This window comes from Streptomyces sp. NPDC048650 (genome assembly GCF_043199095.1).
GTDB lineage: Bacteria > Actinomycetota > Actinomycetes > Streptomycetales > Streptomycetaceae > Streptomyces.
In genome coordinates this window covers 457,188-471,525 of sequence record NZ_JBICVM010000001.1, presented here as the reverse complement: position 1 = coordinate 471,525, position 14,338 = coordinate 457,188, and the positions used below count along the sequence as shown (strand labels likewise).

General features: G+C 73.1%; 14 protein-coding genes. 10 read left to right on the top strand and 4 right to left on the bottom strand.

Annotated elements, in window-relative coordinates; genetic code table 11:
- Positions 1–11 precede the first annotated feature (11 nt).
- Together ACGFML_RS02200 and ACGFML_RS02195 are read right to left on the bottom strand one after the other, a co-directional pair.
- The gene (locus ACGFML_RS02200) at positions 12–956 is read right to left on the bottom strand and encodes a DeoR/GlpR family DNA-binding transcription regulator (RefSeq protein WP_393540368.1); all 945 of its coding nucleotides are present in this window, start codon (positions 954–956) and stop codon (positions 12–14) included.
- Between the two features lie 228 nt (positions 957–1,184).
- The gene (locus ACGFML_RS02195; RefSeq protein ID WP_393539005.1) at positions 1,185–2,630 is read right to left on the bottom strand and encodes an NAD(P)H-quinone dehydrogenase; all 1,446 of its coding nucleotides are present in this window, start codon (positions 2,628–2,630) and stop codon (positions 1,185–1,187) included.
- A 152-nt stretch (positions 2,631–2,782) separates the two neighbouring features.
- Here ACGFML_RS02195 and ACGFML_RS02190 point away from each other — a divergent pair, with 152 nt between their 5' ends.
- The 4 genes from ACGFML_RS02190 to ACGFML_RS02175 all read left to right on the top strand — a co-directional run bounded on the left by ACGFML_RS02190 (position 2,783) and on the right by ACGFML_RS02175 (position 7,488).
- Positions 2,783–3,220 (top strand): gamma-glutamylcyclotransferase, encoded by a 438-nt coding sequence (locus ACGFML_RS02190; protein WP_393539003.1) that lies wholly within the window; start codon positions 2,783–2,785, stop codon positions 3,218–3,220.
- Positions 3,221–3,391: 171 nt separating this feature from the next.
- Positions 3,392–4,213, top strand: a complete 822-nt coding sequence (locus ACGFML_RS02185) for a purine-nucleoside phosphorylase (RefSeq protein ID WP_393539001.1) — start codon at positions 3,392–3,394, stop codon at positions 4,211–4,213.
- 191 nt (positions 4,214–4,404) lie between these two features.
- Positions 4,405–6,087 (top strand): phospho-sugar mutase, encoded by a 1,683-nt coding sequence (locus ACGFML_RS02180; RefSeq protein WP_393539000.1) that lies wholly within the window; start codon positions 4,405–4,407, stop codon positions 6,085–6,087.
- A 171-nt stretch (positions 6,088–6,258) separates the two neighbouring features.
- A complete protein-coding gene (locus ACGFML_RS02175; RefSeq protein ID WP_393538998.1) occupies positions 6,259–7,488 on the top strand; it encodes a hypothetical protein in 1,230 nt (409 codons plus the stop codon).
- Positions 7,489–7,562: 74 nt separating this feature from the next.
- Here ACGFML_RS02175 and ACGFML_RS02170 read toward each other — a convergent pair whose 3' ends face one another.
- On the bottom strand, positions 7,563–8,183 hold the full coding sequence (locus ACGFML_RS02170; RefSeq protein WP_393538996.1) for a PH domain-containing protein: 621 nt from the start codon (positions 8,181–8,183) through the stop codon (positions 7,563–7,565).
- A gap of 170 nt (positions 8,184–8,353) precedes the next feature.
- Between ACGFML_RS02170 and deoC the strand changes: the two genes are divergently transcribed.
- The 4 genes from deoC (at position 8,354) to ACGFML_RS02150 (ending at position 12,506) form a co-directional block, all read left to right on the top strand.
- The gene (gene deoC / locus ACGFML_RS02165; protein WP_393540366.1) at positions 8,354–9,349 is read left to right on the top strand and encodes a deoxyribose-phosphate aldolase; all 996 of its coding nucleotides are present in this window, start codon (positions 8,354–8,356) and stop codon (positions 9,347–9,349) included.
- A gap of 7 nt (positions 9,350–9,356) precedes the next feature.
- A complete protein-coding gene (locus tag ACGFML_RS02160; RefSeq protein ID WP_393538994.1) occupies positions 9,357–10,802 on the top strand; it encodes an aldehyde dehydrogenase family protein in 1,446 nt (481 codons plus the stop codon).
- A complete protein-coding gene (locus tag ACGFML_RS02155) occupies positions 10,795–11,655 on the top strand; it encodes an aldehyde dehydrogenase family protein (protein ID WP_393538992.1) in 861 nt (286 codons plus the stop codon). The genes ACGFML_RS02160 and ACGFML_RS02155 overlap by 8 nt, the downstream gene beginning before the upstream one ends.
- Positions 11,656–11,834: 179 nt before the next feature.
- Positions 11,835–12,506 (top strand): hypothetical protein, encoded by a 672-nt coding sequence (locus tag ACGFML_RS02150; RefSeq protein ID WP_393538990.1) that lies wholly within the window; start codon positions 11,835–11,837, stop codon positions 12,504–12,506.
- Between the two features lie 15 nt (positions 12,507–12,521).
- Here the strand turns inward: ACGFML_RS02150 and ACGFML_RS02145 are convergent, their stop codons facing one another.
- Positions 12,522–12,929: a hypothetical protein gene (locus tag ACGFML_RS02145; protein WP_393538988.1), complete on the bottom strand. Its 408-nt coding sequence runs from the start codon at positions 12,927–12,929 to the stop codon at positions 12,522–12,524.
- Positions 12,930–13,141: 212 nt separating this feature from the next.
- Here ACGFML_RS02145 and ACGFML_RS02140 point away from each other — a divergent pair, with 212 nt between their 5' ends.
- Together ACGFML_RS02140 and ACGFML_RS02135 are read left to right on the top strand one after the other, a co-directional pair.
- Positions 13,142–13,771 carry a uridine kinase gene (locus tag ACGFML_RS02140; protein ID WP_393540364.1) on the top strand — a complete coding sequence of 210 codons (630 nt, stop codon included), beginning with the start codon at positions 13,142–13,144 and terminating at the stop codon, positions 13,769–13,771.
- Between the two features lie 28 nt (positions 13,772–13,799).
- Positions 13,800–14,276, top strand: a complete 477-nt coding sequence (locus ACGFML_RS02135) for an OsmC family protein (RefSeq protein WP_393538986.1) — start codon at positions 13,800–13,802, stop codon at positions 14,274–14,276.
- Positions 14,277–14,338: the final 62 nt, after the last annotated feature.

The following is a 14,338-nucleotide window of genomic DNA, read 5'->3' as shown; positions in this document are numbered from 1 at the left end:
CCGGCACGCCGTCAGCGCCGCCGTGGCGCGAGATCGGCGACCCGACCGCCCGGTCCGTCCGCCATGGACGGGGCCGGACGCAGCGGCGAACCGGCGCCTCCGGGTGCGAGGTTGCGGCGCTGACCGGGCAACGGCACATCCCGCCGGGCGGCTCTGCGCTCCCCGACCGCGCCCTCCGCGCCGGGCTGGTTCGTGCCCTGGCCGTGTGCCGACCCGCTCGCGACGGCGATCTGCACACCCTGATCGGCCAGGGCCTGCAATTCGGTGGCGGCGCGGTCGTCGTGGCCCGGTGGCTCGTCCGTGACGAGCCGGGTGATCACGTCCGTGGGCACCGTCTGGAACATCGTGTCGGAGCCGAGCTTGGTGTGGTCGGCGAGCACCACCACCTCCCCCGCGGCCTGCACCAGCGCCCGGTCGACGCTGGCGGAGAGCATGTTGGAGGTGGAGAGCCCGCGCTCGGCGGTCAGACCGCTGCCCGACAGGAAGGCGCGCGACACCCGCAGCCCCTGGAGGGACTGCTCCGCGCCGCTGCCGACCAGTGCGTAGTTGGAACCCCGCAGGGTGCCTCCGGTCATCACGACCTCGACTCGGTTGGCATGGGCCAGCGCCTGGGCGACCAGCAGCGAGTTGGTGACCACGGTCAGGCCGGGCACCCGGGCGAGCCGGCGGGCCAGCTCCTGGGTGGTGGTCCCGGCGCCGACCACGATGGCCTCGCCCTCTTCGACGAAGCCCGCGGCGAGATCGGCGATGGCCGTCTTCTCGGCGGTCGCTAGATGGGATTTCTGCGGGAAGCCGGACTCCCGGGTGAAGCCTCCCGGCAGGACCGCCCCGCCGTGCCGGCGGTCGAGCAGCCCTTCCGCCTCCAGCGCCCGCACGTCCCGCCGTACGGTCACTTCGGAGGTCTGGACGACACGGGCGAGCTCACGGAGCGACACCGCTCCGTTCGCGCGCACCATTTCAAGGATCAGTTGGCGACGTTCTGCAGCGAACACGAAACTGACAGTAACGCCAACGACCGTCTGTTTTCAGCAGGTTGCACCAAATACCGGAAGTTGTGCACGCCGCACCGAACGTCGTGGTATAGGGCGGACGCCGCCCGAACCCGGGTGCACAGAATACGGTTTGACCACTGGTCGGTTGATGGGCCCGGCCGGTGGCGGCGCCCGTCGCGGCCGAAGGCCCTGCTACTCGTTCGCCGCCTTGCGGGTGTGCAGCTGACGCGCGACCTCCGCGAGGGAGCCGGACAGCGACGGATAGACCGTGAACGCGCTGGCGATCTGCTCGACGGTCAGGTTGTTGTCGACCGCGAGGGAGATCGGGTGGATCAGCTCGCTGGCGCGCGGGGAGACGACCACGCCGCCGACGACGATGCCCGTGCCGGGGCGGCAGAAGAGCTTGACGAAGCCGTCGCGGATGCCCTGCATCTTGGCGCGCGGGTTGCGCAGCAGCGGCAGCTTGACGACCCGGGCGTCGATCCGGCCGTTGTCGACGTCGGCCTGGGAGTAGCCGACGGTGGCGATCTCCGGGTCGGTGAAGACGTTCGCGGAGACGGTCTTGAGGTTGAGCGGTGTGACCGCGTCGCCCAGGAAGTGGTACATCCCGATGCGGCCCTGCATGGCGGCGACGGAGGCGAGCGCGAAGACCCCGGTGCAGTCGCCGGCCGCGTAGACGCCGGGCGCGCTGGTGCGCGAGACCTTGTCGGTCCAGATGTGGCCGGAGTCCTTGAGCTTGACGCCGGCCTCCTCCAGCCCGATGCCCGCGGTGTTGGGGATGGAGCCGACGGCCACCAGGCAGTGCGAACCGGAGATGGTCCGGCCGTCGGCCAGGGTCACCTCGACGCGGTCGCCGACGCGCTTGACGGCGGCGGCGCGCGAGCGGGCCATGACGTTCATGCCGCGGCGGCGGAACACGTCCTCCAGGACGGCCGCGGCATCCGGGTCCTCGCCGGGCAGGACGCGATCACGGGAGGAGACGAGGGTGACGCGGGAGCCGAGCGCCTGGTAGGCGCCGGCGAACTCGGCGCCGGTGACGCCGGAGCCGACCACGATGAGTTCCTCGGGCAGCTCGGTGAGGTCGTAGACCTGCGTCCAGTTCAGGATCCGCTCGCCGTCCGGCAGCGCGTCCGGGATCTCGCGGGGGTGCGCGCCGGTGGCGATCAGCACCGCGTCGGCGACGAGGGTCTCCTCGGAGCCGTCGGCGGCGGTCACCGTCACCCGGCGCGAGCCGTCCGGCGACTGGCCCGGCTCCAGGCGGCCGCGGCCGCGCATCACCCGGCCGCCGGCGCGGGTCACGGAGGCGGTGATGTCATGCGACTGGGCGAGCGCGAGGCGCTTGACACGCCGGTTGACCTTGCCGAGGTCCACGCCGACGACGCGCGCGGGCCGGTCGACGTACGGCGTGTCGTCCTCGACGATGATGCCCAGCTCCTCGTACGAGGAGTCGAAGGTGGTCATCACCTCGGCAGTGGCGATCAGAGTCTTCGACGGGACGCAGTCGGTGAGCACCGACGCCCCGCCCAGACCGTCGCAGTCGACGACGGTCACCTCCGCGCCGAGAGAGGCGCCCACCAGGGCCGCCTCGTATCCGCCGGGTCCGCCACCGATGATCACGATCCGAGTCACGTACTCCATTGTCCCGCACGCTGCGCGCGGCGCTCCCCCCGGGGGCCGGTGTACGCGCGCCGCGGCCGGTGGGGCCCGCTCCGTCCAGCGGCTTTGTGCGAATCTCCGGTAGGAATCCGGTATCAAGAGCCCACCCGGAAACCTCCCGTACCCTCGGAACCATGTCGCTCTACGCCGCGTACGCCGGCAACCTCGACGCGCGGCTGATGTCCCGCCGCGCACCGCACTCGCCGCTGCGCGGCACCGGCTGGCTGAACGGCTGGCGGCTCACCTTCGGCGGCGAGCAGATGGGGTGGGAGGGCTCCCTGGCGACGATCGTCGAGGCCCCGCGCTCGCAGATCTTCGTCGCGCTCTACGACATCGCACCGATGGACGAGGAGTCCATGGACCGGTGGGAGGGCGTAGGCCTGGACATCTACCGTCGGATGCGGGTGCGGGTGCACACGCTGGACGGCGACGAACCGGCCTGGATCTACGTCCTCAACGGCTACGAGGGCGGCCTGCCGTCGGCCCGCTATCTGGGCGAGATCGCGGACGCGGCGGAGTCGGCGGGAGCCCCGCACGACTATGTGATGGAGCTGCGCAAGCGGCCCTGTTGAACCCCCGGGCCCCGTGGAGCGGTGGCCGGCGGGCGTGCTCCGTACGGGTGCCGCGCCCCGGTCCGCGCCATCCCGGGGGCACAGGTTCGTGCGATGACACAAGCAGGCGTTCCCAGCCGTGTGGGCAGCGACATCTACGCGCGTAGGGGATGAGCCGCTACCCTCGTCCGCGTGAACGCATCTGTTACTCCCGACATCGCCCGCGACCCGCAGGCCGCAGCCGACTCCGCCGCCGCCCGTCTGCGCGAGCTCACCGGCGCCGACACCCACGACGTCGCCCTGGTCATGGGCTCCGGCTGGGCGCCGGCGGCCGAGGCCCTGGGCGCGCCCGAGCACGAATTCCCGGTCACCGAGCTGCCCGGCTTCCCGCCGCCCGCCGTGGCCGGCCACGGCGGCACGATCCGCTCGTACCGCGTCGGCGAGAAGCGCGCGCTGGTCTTCCTGGGTCGTACGCACTACTACGAGGGCCGCGGCGTCGCCGCGGTCGCGCACGGCGTCCGTACCGCCGCCGCGGCCGGCTGCAAGACCATCGTGCTCACCAACGGGTGCGGCGGTCTGCGCGAGGGCATGCGCCCCGGCCAGCCGGTCCTCATCAGCGACCACCTCAACCTCACCGCCACCTCCCCCATCGTCGGCGCGAACTTCGTCGACCTGACGGACCTGTACTCGCCGCGGCTGCGCGCGCTGTGCAAGGAGGTCGACCCGAGCCTGGAGGAGGGCGTCTACGCCCAGTTCCCCGGCCCGCACTACGAGACCCCGGCCGAGATCAAGATGATCCGCAGCCTGGGCGCCGACCTGGTCGGTATGTCCACGGTCCTGGAGGCCATCGCCGCCCGTGAGGCGGGCGCCGAGGTGCTCGGCCTGTCCCTGGTGACCAACCTCGCAGCGGGCATGACGGGCGAGCCGCTCAACCACGAAGAGGTGCTGCAGGCGGGCCGCGACTCCGCGACCGCGATGGGCAGCCTGCTCGCCCAGGTGCTCGGCAAGCTCTGAGCCACCCGCCGCCCGGCGGCCGACCGGCGGGTGCCCGACACCCGCCGGCCGCCCCGGTGGCGGCCCGCCGCCCCTCCCCCGCAGCGCCATTGGCCGGTACTGCGGCTCGAAGAACCCGCGCAGCGGGTAGAACGTGACGCGCCGAGCGCCGCACCGCCCACCCGCAATGACCTGACCGTCAGGAGCATCACGTGGCTACCGACCACACGGAGCTGATCAGCCGGGCCCACGCATGGCTGGCCGAGGACCCCGACCCGCAGACCCGGGAGGAGCTGGCCGCGCTCATCGCGGACGGGGACACCGACGAGTTGACCGCCCGGTTCTCCGGCACGCTGCAGTTCGGCACCGCCGGGCTGCGCGGCGAACTGGGCGCCGGCCCGATGCGCATGAACCGCTCGGTGGTCATCCGCGCGGCGGCCGGCCTCGCCGCGTACCTCAAGGCGAAGGGGGACGGCGGCGGGCTGGTCGTCATCGGCTACGACGCCCGCCACATGAGCGCCGACTTCGCCCGTGACACCGCCGCCGTGATGGTCGGCGCGGGCCTGAAGGCCGCGCTGCTGCCGCGCCCGCTGCCCACGCCCGTGCTGGCCTTCGCGATACGGCACCTGGGCGCGGTCGCCGGAGTCGAGGTCACCGCCAGCCACAATCCGCCGCGCGACAACGGCTACAAGGTCTACCTGGGCGACGGCTCGCAGATCGTGCCGCCCGCGGACGGTGAGATCGCCGCCGAGATCGACGCGATCGACGCGCTGGCGGACGTGCCCCGGCCCGAGGCCGGCTGGGAGACCCTCGACGACGAGGTCCTGGGGGCGTATCTGGCGCGTACGGACGCCGTGCTGACCCCCGGCTCCCCCCGGGACACGCGCGTCGTCTACACGCCGCTGCACGGCGTCGGACGCGACACCCTCGTCGCCGCCTTCGCGCGGGCCGGCTTCCCCGCCCCGACCGTCGTCGCCGAACAGGCCGAGCCGGACCCGGACTTCCCCACCGTCGCCTTCCCGAACCCGGAGGAGCCCGGCGCGATGGACCTCGCGTTCGCCACCGCCCGGGCCGGTGCCCCCGGCAGCGTCGACATCGTCATCGCCAACGACCCGGACGCGGACCGCTGCGCCGTCGCCGTCCCGGCCCCCGGCACCGCCGAGGGCTGGCGGATGCTGCGCGGCGACGAGGTCGGCGCGCTGCTCGCCGCCCACCTGGTGAGCAAGCAGGCGTCCGGCACGTTCGCGACCACCATCGTCTCCTCCTCCCTGTTGTCCCGGATCGCCGCCGCCGCCTCCCTGCCGTACGTGGAGACGCTGACCGGCTTCAAGTGGCTGGCCCGGGTGGACGGGCTGCGCTACGCCTTCGAGGAGGCGCTGGGCTACTGCGTCGACCCGGAAGGCGTACGCGACAAGGACGGCATCACCGCCGCCCTGCTGATCACCGAGCTGGCCGCGGAGCTGAAGCGGTCCGGCCGCACCCTGGCCGACCTGCTCGACGACCTCGCGCTGGAATTCGGCCTGCACGCCACCGACCAGCTCTCGGTCCGCGTCGAGGACCTGTCGCTGATCGCCGGTGCCATGCGCCGGCTGCGCGCCGAGCCCCCGGCGTCCCTCGCGGGCCTGACCGTGACCGGCTGCGACGACCTGGACAAGGGCACCGAGACGCTGCCGCCGACGGACGGCCTGCGCTACCACCTGTCCGGCGCGGCCGGCTCGGGTGTGGAGAGCGCCCGCGTGGTGGTCCGGCCCAGCGGCACCGAGCCGAAGCTCAAGTGCTATCTGGAGGCCGTGGTCCCGGTGGCCTCGGCGGACGCGCTGCCGGCGGCGCGTCGGACGGCGGCGACGGTACTGGACGCGGTGAAGGGGGACCTCGCGACGGCTCTGGGCATCTGACCCGACGGCCGAGCGGGCGGGGTCACCCGTGCGGGGCGCGGCCGAGCGCCCCGCACGGGTGACCCTTTTTACTGCATCCGGCGGAGTCCTCCCGGCACCCGCGCCCGTGCCGCGGAACCCTGGAACCCGGACGCCGGCCACGTCGCCCGGCCCGCCTCCAGGAGGTGCGCAGTGCCCACGACCGCGCCCCCGCCGCCCGCCGCCCCGGCACCGCCGAAGCGGTCACCGCTTCGGTGGCGCGCCCCGACCGGCCCGGTGGCCACGGCGGCCACGGCGCTGCGCAGGGCCGCGCCCGCGCTGCTCGGCTATGCCGCCGTCCGCCTGCTGGGCACGCTGGTCCTGCTGAAGTGGGCGCATCTGCGGCACCACGGGCTGTGGCCGCTGCTCGCCACCCAGTGGGACTCGCGCTGGTATCTGGACATCGCCGACCACGGCTACGCCCGTGTGCTGCGCCCCGACGTGTTCGACGTCAACAACCTGGCGTTCTTCCCCCTCTACCCGACGGTCGTCAAGGCCGCCGCCGCGGTCACGCCCGGCTCCCGCGCCACCGTCGGGCTGACCGTCGCCGTGGTCTGCTCGCTGATCGCGGCCTGGGGCATCTTCGCGGTGGGGGACCGGCTGCAGGGGCGCCGGGCGGGCACCGTACTGGCCGTCCTGTGGGGGGCCACACCGGTCGCCCTGGTCCAGTGGATGGGCTACACCGAGTCGCTGTTCACGGCGCTGGCGGCCTGGACGCTGTACGCCGTGCTGAGCGGGCGCTGGCTCTGGGCCGGCACGCTCTCCATGCTCGCGGGCCTCACCCGTCCCACGGGTCTCGCCATCGCCGCGGCCGTCTCGCTGTGTGCCCTGGCCGCCCTCCGGCGCAGCGGGCGTGCGCCAGGACCCGACGACGCCCCGGGCGTCGCCCGCCTCCTGGTCGCCGCCCTCCTCGCCCCGCTCGGCTGGCTGGGGTACGTCGGCTGGGTGGGGCTGCGCCTGCGCCGCCCGGACGGCTACTTCGCGGTCCAGAGGATGTGGCACAACACCTGGGACGGCGGCGCCGGGACCCTCCGCTCGCTGCGCTCGCTCCTCGTCCACCAGGCGCAGCCCCAGCTGTTCCTCGTGGTCGTCTCGCTGGTGCTGATCGGGTCCGTGGTGCTCTTCCTGCTCTGCCTCGCCGACCGGCAGCCGCTGCCGCTGCTGGTCTTCAGCGGCGTCCTGCTGGCGATCGCACTCGGCAGCGGCGGCGTCTACTTCCCCCGCGCCCGGTTCCTGCTCCCCGGCTTCCCGCTGCTGGTCCCGCCGGCGCTCGCCATCGCCCGCGCCCGGCCCCGGACCGCCGCTCTGGCCCTGGGCGGCGCGGCCGTGGCCTCGGCCTACATGGGCGCGTACATGACGCTGGTGTACCCGGGGGCGCCGTAGACCGTGCGGCCGCCGGCCGCCGGCCGCACGGCGAGACGTCCAGCGGTGTCCGCCGGGGCCTGCCGGCGCAGTCCCTAGACGGCGACCATCACCAGCAGCCAGAGGGCCCCGACAGCGATCGGCGCGATCACCGGGTACGCCCAGCGCACCACCGGCTCCCCGTGTGCGCTCTCGCGCTGCGCGGCGCGCTCCTTGGCCGCGCGCAGTTCGTCGAGGGTCTGGTCCGCCATCGCGCGCGGCACCGGTCCGGCGTCGGCGTTCAGGCCGAAACGGCTCCTGGGCATGCCGTCGGCCGGCTGCCGGCCGACCTTCTTGCGCTGCCGGAGCGAGACCGGGACCGCCCACAGCTGGTACTTCCGGCCCCCGGTCGACACCTCGGCGGAGTAACCGGCCCGCAGTTCGTCGACGGCGCCCCAGGGCAGCGTGATCGTCCGGAACGGATTACGCACCGTCAGCCGGTCCGCGCCCGCCCGCACCAACGGCCGCACGGTGAAGGCGACGACCAGCGGCACCCCGAGCAACAGCGCGGCCAGGGCCGTCAGCCGGGTCCGGGAGTCGCCCCGCAGCACCGCGTCGCCGCCGAGCCAGAGTCCCAGCAGGAGGAGCAGCACACCGGCGGCCAGCGCCGCGGGCGAGCGGTAGCTGCGGTCCGCGTACTGCTGCGGCGACTGGGCGGACTGTTCCGGGCTCGTCATGCCGCCGATTCTGCCTGACCGTCCGGATGCCGGACATTGCGTTACGGCATCATTCGGGCGGCGCGCCGCGGCCGTGGCGAGCCGTCGCCGAGCGGCGGCCGGCGGGCGATCCGACCGCACTCAGGGGGATGACATGTTGCTACGCGCGTAGATATGCTCCCCTCGTGACCATGCCCATCACTGTTCCCGCATACGGCAAGGAAGCCGCGGGGCGTCTGGCGTCAATGGCGGATGTCACCGCCGACGACGGTGCGCTGCGCCGCTTCCTCCACGGCCTCCCGGGGGTCGACGCGGTCGGCCTGCAGGCCCGCGCCGCCACCCTCGGCACCCGCTCGATCAAGACGACGGCGAAGGCGTACGCCATCGATCTCGCCATCTCGATGATCGACCTGACGACCCTCGAAGGCGCGGACACCCCCGGCAAGGTCCGGGCACTCTGCGCCAAGGGGATCAGCCCCGACCCGACCGACCGCACCGCCCCGAAGGTCGCGGCGATCTGCGTCTATCCCGACATGGTCGCGACGGCCAAGGAGGCGCTCGGCGGCTCCGGTGTCCATGTCGCGTCCGTCGCCACCGCCTTCCCGGCCGGCCGCGCCGCGCTGCCGGTGAAGCTGGCCGACACCCGTGACGCGGTCGCGGCCGGCGCCGACGAGATCGACATGGTGATCGACCGGGGCGCCTTCCTCTCCGGCCGCTATCTGTCGGTCTTCGAGGAGATCAAACAGGTCAAGGAGGCGTGCGTCCGCCCCGACGGCAGCGCCGCCCACCTCAAGGTCATCTTCGAGACCGGCGAGCTCCAGACGTACGACAACGTCCGCCGGGTCTCCTGGCTGGCCATGCTGGCCGGCGCCGACTTCATCAAGACCTCGACCGGCAAGGTCGCCGTCAATGCCACCCCGCCCGTGACCCTGCTGATGCTGGAGGCCGTCCGCGACTTCCACGCGGCGACCGGAGTCCAGGTCGGCGTGAAGCCCGCCGGCGGCATCCGTACGACCAAGGACGCCGTCAAGTACCTGGTGATGGTGAACGAAACGCTGGGCGATCCCTGGCTGACGGCCGACTGGTTCCGCTTCGGCGCCTCCAGCCTCCTGAACGATCTGCTGATGCAACGCCAGAAGCTCAGCACCGGCCGCTACTCCGGCCCCGACTACGTAACGGTGGACTGAAACCACTATGAACGCTAAGAACTCAGCATTCGCGTACGCGCCGGCGCCGGAGTCGCGCGCGGTCGTCGACATCGCGCCGAGCTACGGGCTGTTCATCGACGGCGAGTTCGCCCCGGCCGCCGACGGCAAGGTCTTCAAGACCGTGTCCCCGTCGTCCGAGGAGGTCCTCTCCGAGGTCGCCCAGGCGAGCGCCGACGACGTCGACCGCGCGGTCAAGGTCGCCCGCAAGGCGTTCGAGAAGTGGTCCGCGCTGCCCGGCGCCGAGCGCGCCAAGTACCTCTTCCGGATCGCCCGGATCATCCAGGAGCGCTCGCGCGAGCTGGCCGTGCTGGAGACCCTCGACAACGGCAAGCCGATCCGCGAGTCCCGCGACGCCGACCTCCCCCTGGTCGCCGCGCACTTCTTCTACTACGCGGGCTGGGCCGACAAGCTCGGCCACGCGGGCTACGGCACCGACCCGCGCCCCCTGGGCGTCGCCGGCCAGGTGATCCCCTGGAACTTCCCCCTCCTCATGCTGGCGTGGAAGATCGCCCCGGCGCTGGCGACCGGCAACACCGTCGTCCTCAAGCCCGCCGAGACCACCCCGCTCTCCGCGCTCTTCTTCGCGGACGTCTGCCGCCAGGCGGGCCTGCCCAAGGGCGTCGTCAACATCCTGACGGGCGACGGCTCCACGGGCGCCGCGCTGGTCGCGCACCCGGACGTCAACAAGGTGGCCTTCACCGGCTCCACCGACGTCGGCAAGGCCATCGCCCGTACGGTGGCCGGCACCGACAAGAAGGTGACCCTGGAGCTCGGCGGCAAGGCGGCGAACATCGTCTTCGACGACGCGCCGATCGACCAGGCCGTCGAGGGCATCGTCAACGGCATCTTCTTCAACCAGGGGCACGTCTGCTGTGCGGGCTCGCGGCTGCTGGTCCAGGAGTCCGTCCAGGACGAGCTGCTGGACGCCCTCAAGCGCCGGATGCAGACCCTGCGCGTGGGCGACCCGCTCGACAAGAACACCGACGTCGGCGCCATCAACTCCGCCGAACAGCTGGCCCGGATCACCGCACTGGCCGACGCGGGCGAGGCCGAGGGCGCCGAGCGCTGGGCCCCCGCCTGCGAACTCCCCTCCGCCGGCTACTGGTTCGCACCGACGCTCTTCACCGGCGTCACCCAGGCGCACCGCATCGCCCGCGAGGAGATCTTCGGTCCGGTGCTGTCCGTGCTGACCTTCCGTACGCCGGAGGAGGCCGTCGCCAAGGCCAACAACACCCCCTACGGCCTGTCGGCGGGCATCTGGACGGAGAAGGGCTCGCGGATCCTGTGGATGGCGAACCAGCTGCGGGCGGGCGTCATCTGGTCCAACACGTTCAACAAGTTCGACCCCACCTCGCCCTTCGGCGGCTACAAGGAGTCGGGCTACGGCCGCGAGGGCGGTCGCCACGGCCTGGAGGCGTACCTCAATGTCTGATCGGCTGAGCGTTCTCAAGACCTACAAGCTGTACGTCGGGGGGAAGTTCCCCCGGTCCGAGAGCGGACGGGTGTACGAAGTGACCGACTCCAAGGGCACCTGGCTGGCCAATGCCCCGCTGGCCTCCCGCAAGGACGCCCGGGACGCAGTGGTCGCCGCCCGGAAGGCGTTCGGCGGCTGGTCGGGCGCGACGGCGTACAACCGAGGCCAGATCCTCTACCGCGTGGCCGAGATGCTCGAGGGCCGCCGCGAGCAGTTCGTCACCGAGGTCGCCGACGCCGAGGGACGTTCCAGGGCGAAGGCCACCGCCCAGGTGGACGCGGCGATCGACCGCTGGGTCTGGTACGCGGGCTGGTCCGACAAGGTCGCCCAGATCGCGGGCGGCACGAACCCGGTGGCGGGCCCGTACTTCAACCTCTCCTCGCCCGAGCCGACCGGTGTGGTCGCCGTCCTGGCACCCCAGGAGTCGTCCTTCCTCGGCCTGGTCTCGGTCGTCGCTCCGGCGATCGTCACCGGCAACACCGTGGTCGTGGCGGCCGCGGAGAAGTCCCCGTTGCCCGCGCTCTCCCTGGCCGAGGTCCTCGCCACCTCCGACCTGCCGGGCGGCGTCGTCAACGTCCTCTCCGGCCGCACGGCGGAGATCGCGGCCCCGCTCGCCGCCCACCAGGACGTCAACGCCCTCGACCTTGCGGGCGCCGACGCCGAGTTGGCGAAGGACCTGGAGACGGCCGCGGCCGACAACCTCAAGCGGGTGCTGCGCCCCGCCGCCTCCGACTGGACCGCCGACCCGGGCACCGACCGTCTGCTCTCCTTCCTGGAGACGAAGACGGTGTGGCACCCGATGGGCGTCTGAGTCCGGGCGGCCGCTCGCCGCCCCTGGACACGGGGCTCCTTCCCCGCACGGAAGGGGCCCCGTCGCCGTTCGTACGCCACCGTCGCCGCCACCGGACGGGGCGATACGATCATGGAAACGGCAGGGTCACGACAACGGGTTCACGACCGGCAGCCGGCGTTCACGGGGGGCGGCAACGGATGCAGCAGCACTATCGGGACGGTTTCCGCGGCCTTCTGCGACCCGACGAAACGCTGGTCAGGGCCTGCGACTTCTACCCCAACCCGACGCTGCCCACGGTCCCGGCCGAACTGCGGATGGCCGCCCCGCCGGCCCCGCCCAGCGAGCTGGAGCAGCGGGCCCGCGGCGTCCTCGACGCCGTCACCGGGGCCCTCGCCCGGCCGCTCGACGCGTTCTCGAACAGCCGGCTGGTCAACAACCGCCTCACCCGCGCCGTGGGCAACGCCGCCGAGGCCGTGGTGGAGGCGCGGGAGACGGTCGAGGACGCCGTGGACTCCGCCGCCGAGCGCGCCCTGTGGGGCCAGGTCATGGAGGGCGGCTGGCAGAGCATGGCCGGGCGGTTCCGCATCCACCTCGCCAACGCCGGCGACCCGGTCGGCCTCCAGGCGATCACCGACCAGCGCTACATCGTGGCGCTCAACCGCAACGAGGACCGGCGGCAGAGCGCACCTCAGTGGGTCGTGGCGGTGGACGCACCCCGCCGGAACATCGCCCGGTTCCGGCCCCGTCCGGGAACCGTCACAGCCCGCGGGCGCTTCGACCTCGTCTTCGCCGACGGCTCCTGGATCGCCCTGGGCAGTGCCCTGCGCCGGCACATGGAACTCTTCGTGGCCGCCTGCGACGGCCGCTGACCGCAGCCCGCCGCCTCAGCCGTGCAGCCCCCGTGCCGTGGGGCGCGCCTTCGTCAGGTCCTTCAGCGTGCCGCCGTGCGACAGCGGGCCGGTCAGCAGCGTGGTGCTCAACGGCTTGAAGTCGGCGACCCGGGTCTCGACGGCGTTGTTCAGCGGGTCGACCGAGGTGTCGGCCAGCGGGTTGAGCCGGACGTTCTCGATCCCCTTGGCGGCTCCGCGGGCGGAGCTTCCCAGGTCACCGGCCAGGCCGCGGGCGGGGGCTGCGGCGCCGCCGTCGGGGGCGGCCGCGGGGGCGGGGGCGGGCGCCGCGCTCGCCCCCGAACCGCCCGCCGCGAGCGCGGCGCCGGCCGCGGAGACCGCCAGGCCGGTACGGAGCAGTGTGCGGGTGATGCGGCCGGCCTTGGGACGTGCGTGTGAAGCCATGTGCGGTGCCACCTGCCTATTGGGTAATCGATCGACTGCGTAGAGTAGTTGACGGTCCGCCGGTCGATCCACCTCGCACGCCGGGGTACTCCCAACGGCCCAATGCCCGACAATGGGTACCCGTGAGCTCCCACGCCGCCTCCCGGCCGCCCTCCCGCAACGTCCCGCCCCCGCCGCCGCTCTCGGCTTCGCTCGAGCGGGGCGACCCCCCTGTGCGGGGAGGCACCCCCGCCCGCGTCGTCCTGCTGACCGGCCCCTCGGGCTCCGGCAAGACGTCCCTCGCCGCACTGACGGGCCTGCCCGTCCTCAACCTCGACGACTTCTACAAGGAGTGCACGGACCCGACGCTTCCCCCACTGCCCCATGGTGGCGGCGCCGACTGGGACTCGCCGCTGTCCTGGGACGCCGCCGCCGCGGTCGAGGCGATCGCCGCGCTGTGCCGCACGGGCCGCACGTCCGTGCCGGTGTACGACATCTCCGCCAGTGCCAGGACCGGCACGTCACGGCTCGACCTCGGCGGCGCCCCGCTGTTCGTCGCGGAGGGCATCTTCGCGGCGGACGTCATAGCGGACTGCCGGGCGGCGGGACTGCTGGCCGACGCCCTGTGCCTGCGCGGCCGTCCGACCACCACCTTCCGCCGGCGCCTGGCCAGGGACCTGCGCGAGGGCCGCAAGTCGGCCCCGTACCTGGTGCGTCGCGGCCTGCGGCTGCTGCGCGCCGAACGCTCGGTCGTCGCCCGGCACTCCGCCCTCGGCGCCCACCCGTGCGCCAAGCCGGAGGCGCTGGCGCGTATTGCGGCGGCACGGGCGACGGACCCGGCGGGCGAGACCGTACGCTCCTGATCTCCACCCATCGGACGAGGGGAAGCCGATGCCCAAGCAGCACAACTACCGGACGCGGGTCGTCTGGACGGGCAACACCGGTTCGGGAACCAGCGGCTACCGCGCCTACGAGCGCGACCACGAGGTCAGCGCCGACGGCCCGCCGACACTGCCGGGCACCGCGGATCCGGCGTTCCGGGGCGGGAAGGACCGCTGGAACCCGGAACAGCTGCTGCTCGCGTCGCTGGCGCAGTGCCACATGCTGTCGTACCTGGCGCTGTGCTCCCTGGCGGGAGTGGTCGTGACCGCGTACGCGGACGAGGCGGACGGCACGATGACCGGGGACGGCGCGGGCGGCGGCCGGTTCACCGAGGCGGTGCTGCGGCCGAGGGTGGAGGTGGCGTCGCCGGACGATCTCGACCGGGCGCGGGCGCTGCACGACGAGGCGCACGCCAAGTGCTTCATCGCGGCTTCGGTGAACTTCCCGGTGCACCACGAGCCGGTGGTGACGGTGCGGGGCGCGTAGCCGGCGGCACCCGGCAGACGAAGAAGCGGGTTCGGACAGACCCCCCGGCCGCCCGAACCCGC

Excerpts from the sequence above, each read along its gene's own strand:
- ACGFML_RS02200 (WP_393540368.1), bottom strand. The coding sequence starts at position 956 with ATGGTGCGCGCGAACGGAGCGGTGTCGCTCCGTGAGCTCGCCCGTGTC.
- ACGFML_RS02195 (WP_393539005.1), bottom strand. The coding sequence starts at position 2,630 with ATGGAGTACGTGACTCGGATCGTGATCATCGGTGGCGGACCCGGCGGA.
- ACGFML_RS02190 (WP_393539003.1), top strand. The coding sequence starts at position 2,783 with ATGTCGCTCTACGCCGCGTACGCCGGCAACCTCGACGCGCGGCTGATG.
- ACGFML_RS02170 (WP_393538996.1), bottom strand. The coding sequence starts at position 8,183 with ATGACGAGCCCGGAACAGTCCGCCCAGTCGCCGCAGCAGTACGCGGAC.
- deoC (WP_393540366.1), top strand. The coding sequence starts at position 8,354 with ATGCCCATCACTGTTCCCGCATACGGCAAGGAAGCCGCGGGGCGTCTG.
- ACGFML_RS02160 (WP_393538994.1), top strand. The coding sequence starts at position 9,357 with ATGAACGCTAAGAACTCAGCATTCGCGTACGCGCCGGCGCCGGAGTCG.
- ACGFML_RS02155 (WP_393538992.1), top strand. The coding sequence starts at position 10,795 with ATGTCTGATCGGCTGAGCGTTCTCAAGACCTACAAGCTGTACGTCGGG.
- ACGFML_RS02150 (WP_393538990.1), top strand. The coding sequence starts at position 11,835 with ATGCAGCAGCACTATCGGGACGGTTTCCGCGGCCTTCTGCGACCCGAC.
- ACGFML_RS02145 (WP_393538988.1), bottom strand. The coding sequence starts at position 12,929 with ATGGCTTCACACGCACGTCCCAAGGCCGGCCGCATCACCCGCACACTG.
- ACGFML_RS02135 (WP_393538986.1), top strand. The coding sequence starts at position 13,800 with ATGCCCAAGCAGCACAACTACCGGACGCGGGTCGTCTGGACGGGCAAC.